This window comes from Massiliimalia massiliensis (genome assembly GCF_900155615.1).
Classification (GTDB): domain Bacteria; phylum Bacillota; class Clostridia; order Oscillospirales; family Ruminococcaceae; genus Massiliimalia; species Massiliimalia massiliensis.
Window position 1 is genome coordinate 696,824 of sequence record NZ_FUHT01000002.1, and the last position, 16,060, is coordinate 712,883.

General features: G+C 42.6%; 16 protein-coding genes. 7 read left to right on the forward strand and 9 right to left on the reverse strand.

Annotated elements, in window-relative coordinates; genetic code table 11:
- Positions 1–215: 215 nt before the first annotated feature.
- The 9 genes from CZ360_RS03440 to rpmH all read right to left on the reverse strand — a co-directional run bounded on the left by CZ360_RS03440 (position 216) and on the right by rpmH (position 8,124).
- Positions 216–1,019, reverse strand: coding sequence for a ParB/RepB/Spo0J family partition protein (locus tag CZ360_RS03440; protein ID WP_077532773.1), 804 nt, complete (start codon positions 1,017–1,019; stop codon positions 216–218).
- A 123-nt stretch (positions 1,020–1,142) separates the two neighbouring features.
- Positions 1,143–1,856, reverse strand: a complete 714-nt coding sequence (rsmG, locus tag CZ360_RS03445) for a 16S rRNA (guanine(527)-N(7))-methyltransferase RsmG (protein WP_077532774.1) — start codon at positions 1,854–1,856, stop codon at positions 1,143–1,145.
- Positions 1,853–3,754 carry a tRNA uridine-5-carboxymethylaminomethyl(34) synthesis enzyme MnmG gene (mnmG, locus tag CZ360_RS03450; RefSeq protein WP_077532775.1) on the reverse strand — a complete coding sequence of 634 codons (1,902 nt, stop codon included), beginning with the start codon at positions 3,752–3,754 and terminating at the stop codon, positions 1,853–1,855. Before mnmG ends, rsmG begins: the two co-directional genes overlap by 4 nt.
- Positions 3,755–3,768: 14 nt before the next feature.
- A complete protein-coding gene (gene mnmE / locus CZ360_RS03455) occupies positions 3,769–5,139 on the reverse strand; it encodes a tRNA uridine-5-carboxymethylaminomethyl(34) synthesis GTPase MnmE (RefSeq protein ID WP_077532776.1) in 1,371 nt (456 codons plus the stop codon).
- A gap of 75 nt (positions 5,140–5,214) precedes the next feature.
- Entirely contained in the window at positions 5,215–6,060 is an 846-nt protein-coding gene (jag, locus tag CZ360_RS03460) for an RNA-binding cell elongation regulator Jag/EloR (protein ID WP_077532777.1), read from the reverse strand.
- A 14-nt stretch (positions 6,061–6,074) separates the two neighbouring features.
- Positions 6,075–7,166: a YidC/Oxa1 family membrane protein insertase gene (locus tag CZ360_RS03465; RefSeq protein WP_077532778.1), complete on the reverse strand. Its 1,092-nt coding sequence runs from the start codon at positions 7,164–7,166 to the stop codon at positions 6,075–6,077.
- Positions 7,167–7,207: 41 nt separating this feature from the next.
- Complete coding sequence (gene yidD / locus CZ360_RS03470; RefSeq protein WP_077532779.1) at positions 7,208–7,465, reverse strand: membrane protein insertion efficiency factor YidD; 258 nt, start codon at positions 7,463–7,465, stop codon at positions 7,208–7,210.
- Positions 7,462–7,854 (reverse strand): ribonuclease P protein component, encoded by a 393-nt coding sequence (gene rnpA, locus CZ360_RS03475; RefSeq protein WP_077532780.1) that lies wholly within the window; start codon positions 7,852–7,854, stop codon positions 7,462–7,464. The genes yidD and rnpA overlap by 4 nt, the downstream gene beginning before the upstream one ends.
- 135 nt (positions 7,855–7,989) lie before the next feature.
- Positions 7,990–8,124, reverse strand: a complete 135-nt coding sequence (rpmH, locus tag CZ360_RS03480; RefSeq protein ID WP_077532781.1) for a 50S ribosomal protein L34 — start codon at positions 8,122–8,124, stop codon at positions 7,990–7,992.
- Between the two features lie 516 nt (positions 8,125–8,640).
- On the opposite strand from rpmH, the gene dnaA reads away from it, so the two are divergent.
- The 7 genes from dnaA (at position 8,641) to CZ360_RS03515 (ending at position 16,034) form a co-directional block, all read left to right on the forward strand.
- On the forward strand, positions 8,641–10,047 hold the full coding sequence (gene dnaA / locus CZ360_RS03485; RefSeq protein ID WP_077532782.1) for a chromosomal replication initiator protein DnaA: 1,407 nt from the start codon (positions 8,641–8,643) through the stop codon (positions 10,045–10,047).
- Positions 10,048–10,464: 417 nt separating this feature from the next.
- On the forward strand, positions 10,465–11,586 hold the full coding sequence (gene dnaN / locus CZ360_RS03490) for a DNA polymerase III subunit beta (protein ID WP_077532783.1): 1,122 nt from the start codon (positions 10,465–10,467) through the stop codon (positions 11,584–11,586).
- Between the two features lie 10 nt (positions 11,587–11,596).
- Positions 11,597–11,812 carry an RNA-binding S4 domain-containing protein gene (locus CZ360_RS03495; protein ID WP_077532784.1) on the forward strand — a complete coding sequence of 72 codons (216 nt, stop codon included), beginning with the start codon at positions 11,597–11,599 and terminating at the stop codon, positions 11,810–11,812.
- Between the two features lie 16 nt (positions 11,813–11,828).
- On the forward strand, positions 11,829–12,962 hold the full coding sequence (recF, locus tag CZ360_RS03500) for a DNA replication/repair protein RecF (protein WP_159438092.1): 1,134 nt from the start codon (positions 11,829–11,831) through the stop codon (positions 12,960–12,962).
- An 86-nt stretch (positions 12,963–13,048) separates the two neighbouring features.
- A complete protein-coding gene (gene remB, locus CZ360_RS03505; RefSeq protein ID WP_324612694.1) occupies positions 13,049–13,309 on the forward strand; it encodes an extracellular matrix regulator RemB in 261 nt (86 codons plus the stop codon).
- Between the two features lie 50 nt (positions 13,310–13,359).
- Entirely contained in the window at positions 13,360–15,288 is a 1,929-nt protein-coding gene (gene gyrB, locus CZ360_RS03510; protein ID WP_077532786.1) for a DNA topoisomerase (ATP-hydrolyzing) subunit B, read from the forward strand.
- Positions 15,289–15,311: 23 nt separating this feature from the next.
- Positions 15,312–16,034 (forward strand): YcxB family protein, encoded by a 723-nt coding sequence (locus CZ360_RS03515; protein ID WP_077532787.1) that lies wholly within the window; start codon positions 15,312–15,314, stop codon positions 16,032–16,034.
- Positions 16,035–16,060: the final 26 nt, after the last annotated feature.

Here is a 16,060-nt window from a genome sequence, read left to right on the forward strand (position 1 = left end):
TACTCTTATTTCTGTTTTATAACAGCAGATAAGCTCTCAAACTACTTTTCTGCGGCGTTTCAAGCACTATTCCACAGAAATTCTCAGAGATCCTATCGCTTTGCTTTTTATTATATCACACTTTCCCATGATTTGAAACCTTATTTCCGGAAAATATCTGCAGAAATTGTTTCACGTGAAACAAAAGAGGGAACAACAAAAGTTGCTCCCTCTTTCTATATTCGTTTTCCCTTTGGTATTTTTATGACATATTCTATGTAAGCATCGTCGTCTACCTTTTTAGCTGTTGCAGGAATCCCTGCCGACTTCATCACTGAAATTGCCTTATTGATGGTATTAATAAACAAACGCACATCCTTGATAATCGGAACACATTTCTTCTGATGCTTCTCTTCCAGACTTTTTTCAATATATTTTTCTGTCTGTGCTACATTCAATTCATTTTCAGCAATATATTTGATTATTTCTAACCGCTTCTGTGGGTTATCCACCTTCAAAAGCGCCCTTGCATGGCGTTCGGTTAAATGGCAGTGAATCATCAAATCCTGCTCCTGGGGAGTCAATTTTAAGATGCGAAGCCTGTTTGCAATTGTCGACTGCGCGATCCCCAGCTTAACTGCCGCTTCTTCCTGTGTGACATTCCATTCATGAATCAAATTTTTAAGCGCGGCCGCCTGCTCAAAGAAATTCAAATCTTCCCTATGCAGATTTTCAATCATAGAAAGAATCGCCGATTCCCGCTCCGATTTATCCAAAACAATACTTTCAATTTTCTGCTTTCCAATCATCCGGCATGCGCGCAGCCTCCGCTCCCCTGAGATCAGCTCATAGCATCCTTTATAGCTGCGGCGGACTGTGATCGGCTGCAATAAGCCATTTTGCCGGATGCTGTCCGCCAGTGCCTGAAGCTGCCTCTCATCAAACACTGTCCTCGGCTGCGCAGGGTTTACCTGTATTTCTCCAATATCCAACAACACAACACGATTAACAACCTTGTCTTTTTTCAACGTTAGCTGCATGATACTTCCTCCTTATCCCGGAAATATTTCCTAAGATAAGGATAACACAGAATATACCAAATTTCCATATTTTTCCATTTTGGTATTTCTTGCTCTTTCTCCTGTTATCGACAAAACAGACGCTCAGACTATCGGCTGTTTTCTCATTTTTCCTGCATTTCTAGGATATTTTGTCGGTGTTTGCGATATTTTTTTAATTACTACAATCGCCCTTTTATTCCCTTCAGGAAGAGAATACCGCCTTACCTCCTGAATTTCACCGCCCAGCACCTTGATTGCTTTTTTTGATTCCTCCAATTCCTCCTCTATCTCATAGCCCTTTAAAGCTGCGAAACAGCCGCCTGTTTTTACAAATGGCAGGCAGTATTCAGAAAGCTCTCTCAAGTGAGCAACCGCACGAGCTGTTGCAAAATCAAACTGTTCCCGGTATTCTGCTTTTTTTCCCAATTCCTCTGCTCTGCCATGGACACAGTGATTATCCTGTCCCAATTCATTTGATAAAACAGAAAGGAAGTGAATTCTCTTTTGCAGACTGTCCAAGAGGGTTACCTTCAGTTCAGGCCGTATAATTTTACAAGGGACAGACGGGAATCCCGCGCCGGTTCCAACATCAATTAAGGTTTCCTTTCCCATTTCGCCTACCGCGTCTAAAAGCAGCACGCTGTCAAGAAAATGCTTGATGCAAATTTCCTTTGGTTCTAGGATTGAAGTTAAATTTATTTTTTCATTCCATTCCGTTAGGAGTCCGGCATACTGGTCAAAAGAAAGAGCCTGTTCCGACGTTAAAAAAAAATGGTATTCCTGAAAAATCTGTTGAAGATATTCTTTCGGGATCATTGTGCTCCCTCCCTTTTTCTATTTTGCCTCTGTTGTTCCAGCCAAATCAAAAGCACAGAGATATCTGCCGGACTAACTCCTGAAATCCGGGAAGCCTGTCCGATATTTAACGGCTTCACCCGTTTCAGCTTTTCTACTGCTTCCAGCCGAAGCCCAGAAATCTGATCATAATCAAGATCACCCGGCAAGGCTTTTCCTTCCAGCTTTCTCATTTCTTCAACCTGAAGAAGCTGCTTTTTGATATAGCCTTCATATTTTATTTCTACCTCTACCTGTTCACGAACCTCACGGGAGAGCTCAGGCCGGTTCAGGTCGAAGGGTGCAAGATCATCATATCCAATCTGCGGCCGCCGTACCAGCTCTGCCGCTCTCTGTCCGGTTTTCATCTCCGATGTTTCACGTGAAACAAGCAGTTCATTTAATTCCTTTGACGGCGGAATCGTTGTCTTTTTCAGCCTTTTTATCTCCCGGTCAATCTGCTCTACCTTTTCGCAAAACAGCCGATAGCGTTTCTCCGAAATTAATCCAAGCTGATAGCCATAGGGAGTCAGTCTCTTATCGGCATTATCCTGACGCAGAATCAATCGGTACTCACTTCGGGAGGTCATCATCCTGTATGGATCAGAACAACCCTTTACCACAATATCATCAATTAACGTCCCGATATAGGAGCTCGCCCGGTCAAGAACAAAGGCTTCCTTCCCAATTACAGCTAAGGCGGCATTGATTCCTGCAATCAAGCCCTGCGCCGCCGCCTCCTCATAGCCGGAGGTTCCATTAAACTGGCCCGCGCCATATAAGCCTTTTACCTCTTTAAATTCAAGGGTCGGCAGAAGCTCCTGCGGATCACAGCAATCATATTCAATCGCATAGGCATTTCGCATCACTTCTACATGTTCCAGCCCTTTAATGGTACGGAGAAAAGCGAGCTGAACATCTTCCGGCAAGGAAGAGGACATTCCCTGCAGGTACATTTCCTCTGTATCCAATCCCATCGGCTCCACAAAAAGCTGATGCCGCTCTTTATCCGCAAAGCGGACAATCTTATCCTCGATGCTCGGACAATACCTCGGCCCTACACCCTTAATCTGCCCCTTTCCGCTATAAAGAGGCGAGCGGTGAAGATTCTCCCGAATCACTTCGTGAGTATGTTCATTGGTGTATGCAACATGGCAAAGCACCTGGTTTTTCAATTCACCCTTTGTCGTAAAAGAAAAAGGCGTAATTGGTTCATCCCCTGCCTGCGGTTCCATCTGAGAAAAATCAATACTCCTGCGATGAACACGAGAAGGCGTACCGGTTTTAAAACGGCGGATTGTGATCCCATATTTCGAAAGCTGATCGGTTAACCCAACAGAAGGAAGCATATTATCCGGGCCGCTCTCATAGGAAACATCACCCACATGGATCAACCCGTTCTGATAGGTTCCGCTGCAAATGATTGCCGCCTTTACCCGATAAACCGCGCCCAGCTTTGTTACCACTTCCGTGAGCTTCCCAGCTTCTATTTTTACATCAATAATTTCAGCCTGTCTTATTTCCAGGTTTTCCTGATGCTCTAATACTGTTTTCATATAGAGATGGTATGCCTGACGGTCAGACTGTACCCGCAGACTGTGAACAGCAGGCCCCTTCCCTTTATTTAACATCCGGCTCTGGAGAAAGGTAGCATCCGCCGCCTTTCCCATTTCACCGCCTAAGGCGTCGATTTCCCGAACAAGATGACCCTTTGCCGTTCCCCCGATTGAGGGATTACAGGGCATATTTGCAATCCCGTCCAAACTCAAGGTAAAGATAATCGTTTTTACACCCAGTCTTGCCGCGGCAAGCGCCGCCTCACATCCCGCATGTCCTGCTCCAATGACTGCAACGTCATAGTCGCCGATATAATACTGCAATGCGTGATCCCCCTTTATTTTCCAACACAGAAATGATGGAACACCTGATCTACTATCTTTTCTGTCGCTTTCTCTCCGGTCAACTGCAGCAGGGCGTCGATTGCCTGGTCAATCATCACATTGACTGCATCCAGCGTCATGCCAGAAAGCATCGTATCAAGCGCCTCTTTTAACGCCGCCTGCGCTTCCAACGCACAGAGCCGCTGCCGTTCATTTGCGATCATTCCGTCGGAGAGGTCAACCTGATGAAGCTGTAATAGGCTTTCCACAGCATCTGTTACCCGCTCCAGACTGGTTACATCCGCAGAATTTGTATATACTATTTGTTTAAAATTATTTCTAATATTCTGTTCGTCTATTTTTTGGTTCAAATCTGTTTTATTGACAATTGCCAGCGCCGGCACGCCGGAAGCCTTAACCGCCTCAATAATCAGCCTGTCATCCTCATTCAGCGCTTCGGAATAATCAAATACGGCCAACACCAGTCCTGCCGACTGAATCCGTTTTTTAGATCGCTCGACTCCCTTTTGTTCAACAAAATCCTCTGTTTCCCGAATCCCTGCCGTATCAGCAAGACGAAGCACTACAGTACCTAAATTGACCGTTTCCTCTACGACATCGCGGGTAGTTCCCGCAATATCTGTCACAATACTTTTTTCGCATCCGGAAAGCAGGTTCATCAAGGTGGATTTCCCGACATTCGTCTTCCCGACGATTGCCGTCTCAATTCCCTCCCTCACCATTTTCCCAGTATCAAAGGTATGGATCAATTGATCAACCTGCTGCTTACATTCTCTCAAGGAGGACTCCAAATGGCTGTTCTCTATCTCTTCAATTTCTTCCTCTGGGTAATCAGTCCATGCGGCTAAATGCCCGGCAATCGTTAATAAGCTTTCTTTCAAGCTCTCAATTTTCTGATATAAAGCGCCGTCCATCTGCGCCCTGGCAGAACGCAGTGCATGTTCATTCTTTGACTGGATCAAATCCATGATAGATTCTGCCTGCGTCAGGCTGAGCTTTCCGTTCAAAAAAGCCCGTTTGCTGAATTCTCCCGGTTCCGCGAGAGACGCACCCTTTTCCAGAATTAGCCGCAGCACCCGTTTTGTCACATAAACGCCGCCATGACAGGACAGCTCAACCACGTCCTCGCCGGTATAGCTTTTTGGCGCTCGGTATACCAATGCTACTCCGTCGTCAATCACGCCGTTTTCATCCGATATCGTTCCATAAGCCGCCTGATATCCATCCAAATCCTGGAGAGAAGCACACTGATAGGAATGGAACACCTGGTCGGCAACAGCAATTGCTTCATCACCAGAAATCCGTATCATAGCGACTCCGCCCAATGCAAGCGGCGTGGCAATTGCCGCAATTGTTTCCGCCATAGCAAAAACTCCTTCTTTTCCTTCAATTCAGAAAAACGTGCCTGGAGAACCAGACACGTTTTCCGTATTGCTATTTTATAATTCAATCTTTGAATAAAGCTTTGCTTTCTTTTCCGCTTCGGAACGTTCTGCCTTCAGAATTTCTTCCATCGTTTTTTCCGGTTTGCGTCTCTGATAATTATTATTGCCGCCGCGGTTACGGTTTCCATGATAGCTGTTGTTTCCGCCACGGTTTCTATTTGTTGAAATTACAACAACACGGCGATAAGGTTCTTCTCCCTTTGACTTTGAGGTAACACCGTCAATATCTGTCAAAACAGCATGGATAATCCGTCTTTCATATGGGTTCATTGGCTCTAACGTCTGGCTTCTTCCAGTGCGTTTTACCTTTACACTGATCTTCTTTGCCAGCTCTTTTAAGGCTTCTTCCCTTTTTTCGCGGTAATTGCCGCAGTCAAGAGTAATACGGAAATAGCTTCCCTCCACACGGTTGCAGACCAAAGAGGTCAAATATTGCAGGGCATCCAAGGTTTCCCCATGCCGGCCGATCAGGATTCCGAGGTTTTCACCAACCAATGTTAAAATTGCGCTGTCCTCTTTCATTTCAACATCAATTGTCACATTCAAATCCATTTTTCCGAGCACGTCGGTCAGATAATGAACCGCCGCTTCTACCTTTGCCTCACGGTTATCCCCTTGGACGGATTTTTCTGTACCGGATTTTTCAACCTTTTGCTTTGCTGCGGATTCCTTTACAGTTACCTTAACCTGTGCCTCAGTTTTAATAATGCCAAACAGTGATTTTTTCGGCTGCTGCAATACTTCCACATTGCATTGCTCTTCTGTTACACCAAGCTGTTCACAAGCTTTTTGCATTGCTTCTTCCACTGTTTTACCCGATGTAATTAATTCCTTCATCATCAGTCCGACCTCCTTTAGTCGTTATAATCGTCGCCGTATTTTTCTGCCATCCGTTTTCTTGCCTCCGCAAGCTTCTGGCTGGCGCTCATCCCATCGTCCGGTTCTTCTGACGCATCAGATTTTTTCACCTTTTCCGGCGGCAGTCCCTGGCGGGTACGCTGCTCCGCTCTTGCTTCCTCCATCATCTTTTGATATTTGGATTTCGGCTTTTTCTTTTTCGCCGCCTGTTCCTTTTCAACGATTGCTTTCATTTTTTCCGGCGAATATACTTTATAAAGAATTGCATTGGTCACGATCATGCAGATGTTACCAATGGTCCAGTACAAGCCAAGCCCGATTGGGAAGCTGAATGCAACCCAGGTAGAGAAAATCGGCATGATAATCATCATACCCTTCATCATACCCATACCCTGTTGCTGCTGCATTCCTGTTTTCTTTTGGTTATGCAGGGTCATAAAGGACATCAGCAAGGAAGTGATACCGGAAAGAAGCGGAATAATAATGGTGACATTCCATCCAAAATCCGGTGTCGTTCCGAGGTTTAAGCCCATAAATGAAAAATTAAAGTCCTGAATTTTTGTAATCAGGTCTGCGCTGAATACATTATTAAACATGTCGGCAGACACTTCAAGCCCCTTTTGACTGATCGCGTTTCCCTGGATAATATTCATAATATCCAGCTCCGCCATGGAGGTCGCTTTATATCCAGCCTCTTTAAGCAGCTCCGTCGCCTGATTTACTAAATCGCTTGAAACACCCAGCAGGTGCTTCAGCGGCTTATAGACAACGTCAATCATCCCAAAAAGGACAACCATATTGATTACCAGGGGAAGACAACTGCTCATCGGGTTATAACCCTCTTCTTCATAGAGCTTCATCGTTTCTTCCTGCAAACGCTGCTTATCATTTTTATACTGCTTCTGCAGCTTTTGAATTTTTGGCTGGAATACCTGCATTTTTGCAGTTGATTTCTGCTGCTTTACACTCAGCGGGAACATCAGCATACGAACCAGGATCGTGAAAATGATCAAGGTAAAGCCATAGTTCTGAATAAAATCATAGATGAATCTCATAATCCATCCAAGAGGGGTACCAAGAAATCCCATTTTATACCTCCAAATTTTAATTTATCGTAAAGATCAGAATCTTATGTTTCCGGCTTCTGATGATTATTTTTCTTAGAAAGCCGGAAGTGTTCCGGAACATAATCAATCCCGCCTACATTCCATGGGTTGCAGCGCAATACTCTCCAAACAACCAAAATAAGACCCTTCACCGCGCCGTGCCGCCTCAACGCTTCAACCGCATATTGGGAACAGGTTGGATAAAACCGGCAGGAGGGCGGCTTTAAACCGGACAGAACCTTTTGATAAAAGCGTACCATCCAAATCATCAAGTGCTTCATGACTGCTTGTTTCCTTTGCCCGGCATTCTTTTTTTCTGGGAGCTTGTCCCTTTTTGCGCCAACAGAAGCTGGATCTGTTTTTTCATGATCTTTTCCAGCTCATTTGACTTTACAAAGGGTGTTTGCTCCCTTGCAACAAATACAATGTCATAGCTGCCGTCGAATGGAATCTGATCTCTGCAATTTAAATAAGCCGCACGGATCACCCTTCTCGCACGGTTGCGAAGATGTGCCTTTCCGATTTTTTTTCCGGTAGTAATTCCAACTCTCTGAGAGGAAGCCCTGTTTTTAATCAGATAGGTCACCAGATACGGATGTGCCTTAAATTTACCCTGAAAATAAGCACGTTTAAATTCTTTATTCAGCTTGATACTGACAAGGTTTTTCATGCGGACTATTTCCCTAAAATACAAAAATTGACCACAACTGGAAAACCGATCCCTATCGGCTCACTCAATCAGTGGTCATATCAGTGGTTATGAAAATGTATATCAGACCACATCAAAAAATGTGGTCTGAAAAAATTAGTAAGTCAACTGTTTTCTACCTTTAGCGCGTCTTTTCGCTAAAATTTTTCTTCCGTTGGAAGTTGCCATTCTTTTACGGAAACCGTGTTCTTTTTTTCTGTGAATTTTTTTAGGCTGATAGGTTCTTTTCATTTTCTTTCCTCCTCTCAAAAGAGAAAATTTGCTATTTTCTTAGATTTTTGAGCTTGCCTTTATACCAAAAGTAATATTTATTTCAAATACTACACACATCAACAGACAAAACCCTGCAAGGTAGTATTATATATGAAAAGGAGGCGTTTTGTCAAGCCTATTTTTCAAAAAAATAAAAACTAACTGCTTTTTATCAAAGCCAAAAAGGAAAAATATTGAAATTTTCTTTCATTATATAATATAGTTCTTTTCACGTGATTCAATTTTTCAAATGAATTATTCTATTTTTTTATCAAATCTGCGATAATTGGCAATATCGCTTGAAAAAAGAGCAAAATTTTGCTATAATTTATTCTTAGATAAGTTTAATGAAATATTGTAATTCGGTTGAAAAAAGGTTGCTTTTTAGATAAAAATCAATCTTTCTTTTTTCATCGTCTTTTTTTATTTTAAACCTTTTTCAACTGATTTTCCACAGCTTTTTTACTTACTCATAAACACAGGAGGTTTTTTAACATGGAATCTTTTTCCGAGGTGTTGAATCTTGTAAAAGATAGCCTGAAATCTGACATCAGCGATGTTGCATATAAATGTTGGATTGCCCCGATTGAAGCAGTTAAGCTTGAAGGAAACAATGCCCATATTTGTGTTGCAAATCCTTTTCATAAAGATATTCTGGAAAATCAATATAAAAATAAACTGGAAAAGGGTTTTGCTGAAATTCTCGGTTTTCCGGTTAGTATTGTCATCCAAACCACGGAATCAGTCCAGGCAGAACCCCTGAAATCGGAAAGCCCTTCTGTCCTGATGGATGAGAACCGGGACAGTGAGGAGCTGGAAAGCTATAATAAAGCGCTCGATTATATGGAGAATCAGCAGAACAAGCTCAATGAATCCCTGAAAAACGGAAATTATGAGTATACCTTTGATACCTTCATTGTCGGCAGCTCCAACAACTTCGCCTATGCCGCGTGCAAAGCGGTCGCTCAAAAAAATTCCACAGCCTATAACCCGTTATTTATTCACGGACCCTCCGGCCTCGGAAAAACACATCTGCTCCATGCTATAAAATTTGAATTCGCCAAAAACAACCCGAATGCAAATATTATCTATGTCAGCAGCGAAACCTTCACCAACGAGCTGATTAATGCAATCCAGAAGCAGACAATCGGGGAATTTCGAAACAAATACCGGAAAGCGGACATTCTTCTGATAGACGATATCCAGTTTATTGCTGGGAAAGAGAGTACACAGGAAGAATTCTTCCATACCTTCAATGAGCTGCATCAGATCGGAAAGCAGATTGTCCTGACCTCCGACCGTCCGCCGAAGGACATTAAAACACTGGAAGACCGATTAAAAACCCGGTTTGAATGGGGTTTGCTGACTGATATCGGCCTGCCGGATTTTGAAACCAGAATTGCGATTATCAAACGAAAAGCGGATCTGTTAAATCTGACCATTCCAGATGATGTTGCACAGTTTATTGCCAGCAAGCTGAAAAATAATATCCGTCAGCTTGAAGGTGCGGTGAAAAAGATCAAAGCATATAAATATTATGCCGGCTCCAATCCTTCTATGAGCGTCGCACAAACTGTTATTAAGGAAATTCTAAACGATAATCAACCCGCCCCGATTACCGTTGAAAAGATTATAGAGGAAGTAGCAAAAACCTACTCCGTAACTCCAGAGGATATCCGTTCTAACAAGCGGACAGCCCCTCTCCCGCTTGCGAGACAGGTATCGATCTATGTAGTCAGGGAGATTACCCAGATGACCCAGGCGGCAATTGGGGACGAATTCGGCGGCCGCGACCACGCGACCATTGTTTACTCAATTCAAAAGGTTCAAAAAATTATTGAAAAAGACTCTCATACCAAAGCAATTGTAGACGATATTATCAAAAATATACGGGATAAATAATTTTATACTGATTGTTGAAAAGACTGTTGAAAATGTTTAATGTATTTTTTTGCAAATTTTTCATTCTCTCTTTGATAAAATGATTTTAACAAAATATCATTCTAACTCTTCAACAGAAATAAACCAGTTAAAAAACATAAGCAATTTTTCCACTATTTTCTTTACATTTCTTCTACATCTTCTCCACTGCTCTTTACTTTTTTACAATCAACAGGTTTTTCTTTTAATATTATAAACTGGTTTTCCGCTCTTCTTCACCAAACAAAAATCCCGTTAAGTGGCATGAATTCTTCATCTTTTGAAGTTTTCCTCTTTTCCACTGTCCCTACTACTATTACTTTATTTATTATTTATATTATATATTTATATAATATCTTAGATTTTTAAAAATACACCTGAAAAGAAAGGATGTTACAGATGAAATTTAGCTGCGATAAATCCCTGCTTTGTGAAACAATCAATAATGTTTCCCTGGCAGTTGCTTCGAAATCGAGCATTATTTCCCTGGAGGGAATCCTGATGCATTGTGAAAGCAATAGCCTAACCTTAACTGGTTTTAATCTGGAGCTCGGCATTATTAAAACAATTCCGGTTCATTCGGAGGAGGACGGAGAAATTGTATTAACCGCTTCCCTCCTTTCCAATATCGTCAATAAGATGCCGGACGGACAGATCAGCTTTGACTCAAACGAAAAAATGCTAACTGTCATCCGTTGCAATGATGCAGAATTTACCATTCTTGGCCTTTCTTCTGAGGACTATCCTGAAATCCCGGTCATCAATGATGACCGAAGCTTTTCGATTTCCCAGGAAATTTTTAAAAGCGTGGTCGGCCAAACTCTGTTTGCGGTTGCGCAAACCAATCAAAATCCGATCTATACCGGGAGCCTGTTTGACATTGACAATAACCAGTTAACCGTTGTCGCTGTGGACGGCTGCCGCTTAGCCATCCGAAAGGAATTATTGGAGCTATCCTCAGAAGAACAATTCCATTTTATCGTTCCGGGGAAAACGCTGTCAGAAATCATGAAGCTGCTTGCAAAGCTCTCCAATGAGGGAGAAGAAGAGGAACCTATGATTTCCATGCGGGTTTCCAACCGCCATATTATCTTTGAATTGGCTGGATACAGCATTATTTCCAGATTGCTGGAGGGTGAATTCCTTGACTATAAGAGCGCGATTCCAAACGGCGTCAAAACAAAGGTTGTGGTGAATACCCGTGAATTTATCAACAGTATTAACCGCGCGTCTATTATCATCAATGAACGCGCGCAGAGCCCGATTAAATGCGAAATCGGCGGTAATATTATCCGCCTGAATTGTGAATCAACCCTAGGAAAGGTACAGGATTCCTTCGAAGCGCAGGTGGAAGGCAACGATGTGAAAATCGGGTTTAACAATAAATTTATGTATGACGCGCTGCGTGCAAGCGAATCAGATACTGTACTGATTGAAATCAATGAGCCATATTCGCCGATGAAGGTAATGCCAATGGACGGGGACAGTTTCCTGTTCCTCGTTATGCCGATCCGTCTGTAAGGAGAATGGAATGATCAAAAAGAAGATCCTGATCCGCACTGAGTTTATTAAATTGGATCAATTTTTAAAGTTTGCCGGGATTGCTGAAACAGGGGGCCATTCAAAGGAAATTATTGCCGAGGGCGTGGTTTCTGTGAACGGAGAGGTTTGTTTCCAGCGCGGGAAAAAATTATTTCCCGGAGACGTGGTTCATCTGGATGAATATGAATTGACAGTTGTTTCATAAAACAGGAGTTGTTTTCTTGATAGTCAATAAACTAACGCTCAAAAACTATAGAAATCTGAAAGAGGCACAGATTGAACCCTGTAAAACGGTAAACATCATTTATGGCGACAACGCACAGGGTAAAACGAACCTGATTGAAGCAATTTGGCTTTTTACCGGAAACAATAGTTTTCGGGCGGGAAAGCTGAACGAAATGATCCAGTTTAGAGAATCCTTTTGTGAGCTTTCCATTAAGTTTGAAGATTCAAAGCGGGAGCAGGAAGCAAAAATTAAAATTTCCGGAAAGAAAGAATTTTTGTTAAATCAAGTTCCACTGAAAAAAGCAGGCGAGATGACAGGGCATTTCTTTTCCGTTATCTTTTCCCCTGCCGATTTAAATTTAGCGGATGGTTCTCCAAAAAACCGGAGAAGGTTTTTAGACTTGGCAATCAGTCAGCTAACTCCGCAGTATTCCGGATATCTGGAGCAATATGAACGGGTGCTGGAGCAGAGAAACGCTCTTTTAAAGGATTTGTACCGTTTTCCTGCTTTAAGGGATACCATTGAAGTCTGGGATTTGCAGCTTGCAAAGCTGGGAACAATCCTTTCTATTTACCGCAACGATTATATTGAAAAATTATCCGTCCTGGTGAAGAAGATTTATTTTGGATTGTCCTCAGAGTCAGAGCAGTTTTCGGTCAAATACCGGTCGTCTGTCTTTGACGAAATCGAGAAAGTAAAACAATATAACGATCAGTTTATCAACCATTACTTTGACCTGCTGAAGCAGAATTTAGAGCAGGATGTTAAATACGGCTTTACCTCTGCCGGAATTCACCGGGATGATTTGGAGCTTTTCATCAACGGTCTTCCCGTAAAGGTTTACGGTTCCAGAGGTCAGGTCAGAAGCAGTGTGCTTGCCTTAAAGCTGGGAGAAGCGGAACTGTTAAAAAGAGTGACAGGGGAAAATCCCATTATGCTGTTGGACGACGTAATGAGCGAGCTGGATAACAAGAGACAGGATTATATTTTAAATCATGTTAAGGATAAACAGGTTTTTATTACCTGCTGTGATATCTTTAATACCGTTTCTTTGCAGGAAGGAAAAATCTTTCATGTAGAGAATGGAAATATTCTTTCTGAGCAGTATCAGCAGAAGGAAAAGGACTAAATGATAAAAATTAAGCAGGAAGCTTTGAAAAATTAAATCGATCAGTGTTTCTGTGAGACGGAACATGATGGAAGGCGAAGAAAGGAATGATAAATGAAATGTATCTTCACCTTGGAAATGATACGGTTATACGGATGGATGAAATCGTAGGAATTTTTGATATTGAGAATGCTTCCCTTTCAAAATACACGAAGTATTTTTTAGGACAGTCCACCAAACGGGACGAGGTTTTTAACGTGTCCTATGAAATGCCGAAATCTTTTATTGTCTGCCAAAGTCATGGAAAAGCTACTGTTTATATATCGCAAATATCGCCGCAGACATTATTAAAGAGGGCAAAAAAATAACTTAAGTTGTTCATTCTTTCAATGGTCTTTAGAGAAAGGTACGTTATATCATGGAAAAAAATATGCAGGAATACGGCGCGGATCAAATACAGGTATTGGAGGGGCTTGAGGCTGTCAGAAAACGGCCGGGCATGTATATTGGTTCAACCGGGCCGAGAGGGCTTCATCACCTGGTTTATGAGATTGTAGACAATGCAATCGACGAGGCGCTGGCAGGCTATTGTACTGAAATATTAGTTGAAATCCTCCCCGGCAATATTATTCGTGTAACGGATAACGGGCGCGGAATCCCGACGGATATCCATCCAAAAGAAGGAATTTCGGCGGCGACAGTCGTTTACACGATTTTGCATGCCGGCGGTAAATTCGGCGGCGGCGGATATAAGGTGGCCGGCGGTTTACACGGTGTTGGCGCGTCGGTAGTTAATGCGCTGAGTTCCTGGCTGGAGCTTCGTATTTATAATGGAGAAGAAGAATTTTATCAGCGGTTTGAACGCGGCCATTATAAAGAGGAACTGAAGGCTGTTGGCAAGACAAGCAGAACAGGGACAGAGGTTTCCTTTAAAGCTGATGATGAAATTTTTGAAACGACTGTTTATGAATATGACGTATTGCTGAAACGCCTGCGGGAACAGGCCTTTTTGAATGCGGGCGTACGGATTGTATTGGTTGATTACAGGGAGGAGGACAATATTGTCCGGAAGGAGCTTCAATATGAAGGCGGAATAAAAAGCTTTGTTGAGCATATTCACCGTACCAAGCAGTTGGAGACCATCCATCCGGATGTGATCTATCTGAAGAAAGAGGTTGGCGACGCGATTGCAGAGGTCGCTATGCAGTATAATGACAGCTATAATGAGGTAATTCTGTCCTTTGCTAATAATATCCACACGGTAGACGGCGGAACGCATGAAATTGGATTTAAAAATGCATTGACCCGCGTCTTTAACGATTATGGGAAACGGTTTAACCTTTTGAAGGACACAGACCCGAAGCTTTCCGGCGATGACGTCAGGGAGGGACTGACGGCGATTATTTCAGTGAAGCTGACGAACTGTGAATTTGAGGGGCAAACAAAGGGAAAGCTTGGTAATCCGGAGGCAAGGCCGTTGGTTGACGGATTGATTTCAGAAGAGCTGATGGCTTATTTTGAAGAAAATCCAGCGGTTATACGGGCGATCTTTGATAAGGCGGTCAATGCGCAGAGAGCTAGAGAAGCTGCAAGAAAGGCAAGAGAGTTAACCAGGAGAAAATCTGTCTTGAGCTCTGCTTCTCTGCCGGGAAAATTGGCGGACTGTTCTGAACGGAACAATGAATATACTGAAATTTATATTGTCGAGGGAGATTCCGCAGGCGGTTCTGCAAAATCAGGACGCGACCGGAGATTTCAGGCAATTCTCCCCCTATGGGGTAAGATGCTCAACGTAGAAAAGGCCCGTCTTGACCGGGTATATGGCAATGAAAAGCTAATGCCGGTAGTTACGGCGCTCGGAACTGGAATTGGCGATGAATTTGATCTGGAAAAGCTTCGTTATGGAAAGGTTATCATCATGGCCGATGCGGATGTCGACGGTTCCCATATCAGGACGCTGCTGCTTACCTTCTTTTTCCGGTTTATGCGGCCTCTGATTGAAGAAGGGCACATCTATCTTGCACAGCCTCCCCTCTTTAAGCTGACAAGAGGAAAACAGGTGCGTTATGCGTATGATGATGATGAAAGAGACCGGTATATTGCGGAGCTATCCGGTGAAAGCAACGCGAAGGTAGATATTCAGCGATATAAAGGTCTTGGTGAAATGGACCCGGAACAGCTTTGGGAAACGACAATGGATCCGGAAAACCGGATCATGAAGAAGGTTGAAATGGAGGATGCGGTTTCTGCTGATGAAGTATTCACAATTCTGATGGGTGAAAAGGTTGAGCCGAGAAAAGATTTCATAGAACGGAATGCAAAATACGTCCAGAACCTTGATATTTAAGAGGTTTGAAGGAAAGGAATCTTATGGAACAAGAAAAAAATATTTCTATGGAAGAAGAAAAGCTTAATCAGCCGGAACAATTAGAGCAATCAGATCAGCCGGAACAGGAGGTAAGCAATCAAGGCTTGCTTACTGATGCCTATACAGGAGTAACGCCGATCATTGCAAGCGAAGATCAAAGGGAAGCTGTGCAGGGAGAAGAAGGAATCCGGATTCAATATGGTTTTTATGCGGATGAAATCAAAACCGCGCTGAAAATTTTTCAACGAGAGATGCTCTATAAAAAATATGCAATCTATAGTTTAATTCTGGGCGTTATTTTTCTGATTTACCTTGTATCGACGATTAATTCCCAGGGAAGCAAATTTAATCTGTTTATGACAGTAATTTCCTTAACTGTGTTGCTGTTTATCTGGTATTTTCCGTTGAATCATATCAGGCAGATTGTAAAAACAGTATCCCAAATGGAATATAAAGAAGAATTTATACTTACTGTATATAATTCTGGAATCGACGTGGGTGAAGATGAAAAAAGCATTCTTTATCTCTATCAGGAGGCACCGATTCGAATTTGGGAAACAGATGAGCTTTTTATTATTGGATATGATAAGGTGCGGGTTTTTGTGATTCCCAAGCGCTGCTGTGAGGGAAAGGAAGCGCTGATTTCAGAAAAGCTGAAAAACGGTGCGGGCGAAAAATATAAGCGTCTGGCAGAGAATAAAAAGGAAAGCGGATCAAAGCAATGATTCTGTTTTTCTTGAAGAGATAGAAC

Bases quoted from the DNA above. Each gene is read 5' to 3' on its own strand.
- CZ360_RS03440 (WP_077532773.1), bottom strand. From the start codon at position 1,019: ATGCAGCTAACGTTGAAAAAAGACAAGGTTGTTAATCGTGTTGTGTTG.
- rsmG (WP_077532774.1), bottom strand. From the start codon at position 1,856: ATGATCCCGAAAGAATATCTTCAACAGATTTTTCAGGAATACCATTTT.
- mnmE (WP_077532776.1), bottom strand. From the start codon at position 5,139: ATGGCGGAAACAATTGCGGCAATTGCCACGCCGCTTGCATTGGGCGGA.
- jag (WP_077532777.1), bottom strand. From the start codon at position 6,060: ATGATGAAGGAATTAATTACATCGGGTAAAACAGTGGAAGAAGCAATG.
- CZ360_RS03465 (WP_077532778.1), bottom strand. From the start codon at position 7,166: ATGGGATTTCTTGGTACCCCTCTTGGATGGATTATGAGATTCATCTAT.
- yidD (WP_077532779.1), bottom strand. From the start codon at position 7,465: ATGAAGCACTTGATGATTTGGATGGTACGCTTTTATCAAAAGGTTCTG.
- rnpA (WP_077532780.1), bottom strand. From the start codon at position 7,854: ATGAAAAACCTTGTCAGTATCAAGCTGAATAAAGAATTTAAACGTGCT.
- rpmH (WP_077532781.1), bottom strand. From the start codon at position 8,124: ATGAAAAGAACCTATCAGCCTAAAAAAATTCACAGAAAAAAAGAACAC.
- dnaA (WP_077532782.1), top strand. From the start codon at position 8,641: ATGGAATCTTTTTCCGAGGTGTTGAATCTTGTAAAAGATAGCCTGAAA.
- dnaN (WP_077532783.1), top strand. From the start codon at position 10,465: ATGAAATTTAGCTGCGATAAATCCCTGCTTTGTGAAACAATCAATAAT.
- CZ360_RS03495 (WP_077532784.1), top strand. From the start codon at position 11,597: ATGATCAAAAAGAAGATCCTGATCCGCACTGAGTTTATTAAATTGGAT.
- remB (WP_324612694.1), top strand. From the start codon at position 13,049: ATGATAAATGAAATGTATCTTCACCTTGGAAATGATACGGTTATACGG.
- gyrB (WP_077532786.1), top strand. From the start codon at position 13,360: ATGGAAAAAAATATGCAGGAATACGGCGCGGATCAAATACAGGTATTG.
- CZ360_RS03515 (WP_077532787.1), top strand. From the start codon at position 15,312: ATGGAACAAGAAAAAAATATTTCTATGGAAGAAGAAAAGCTTAATCAG.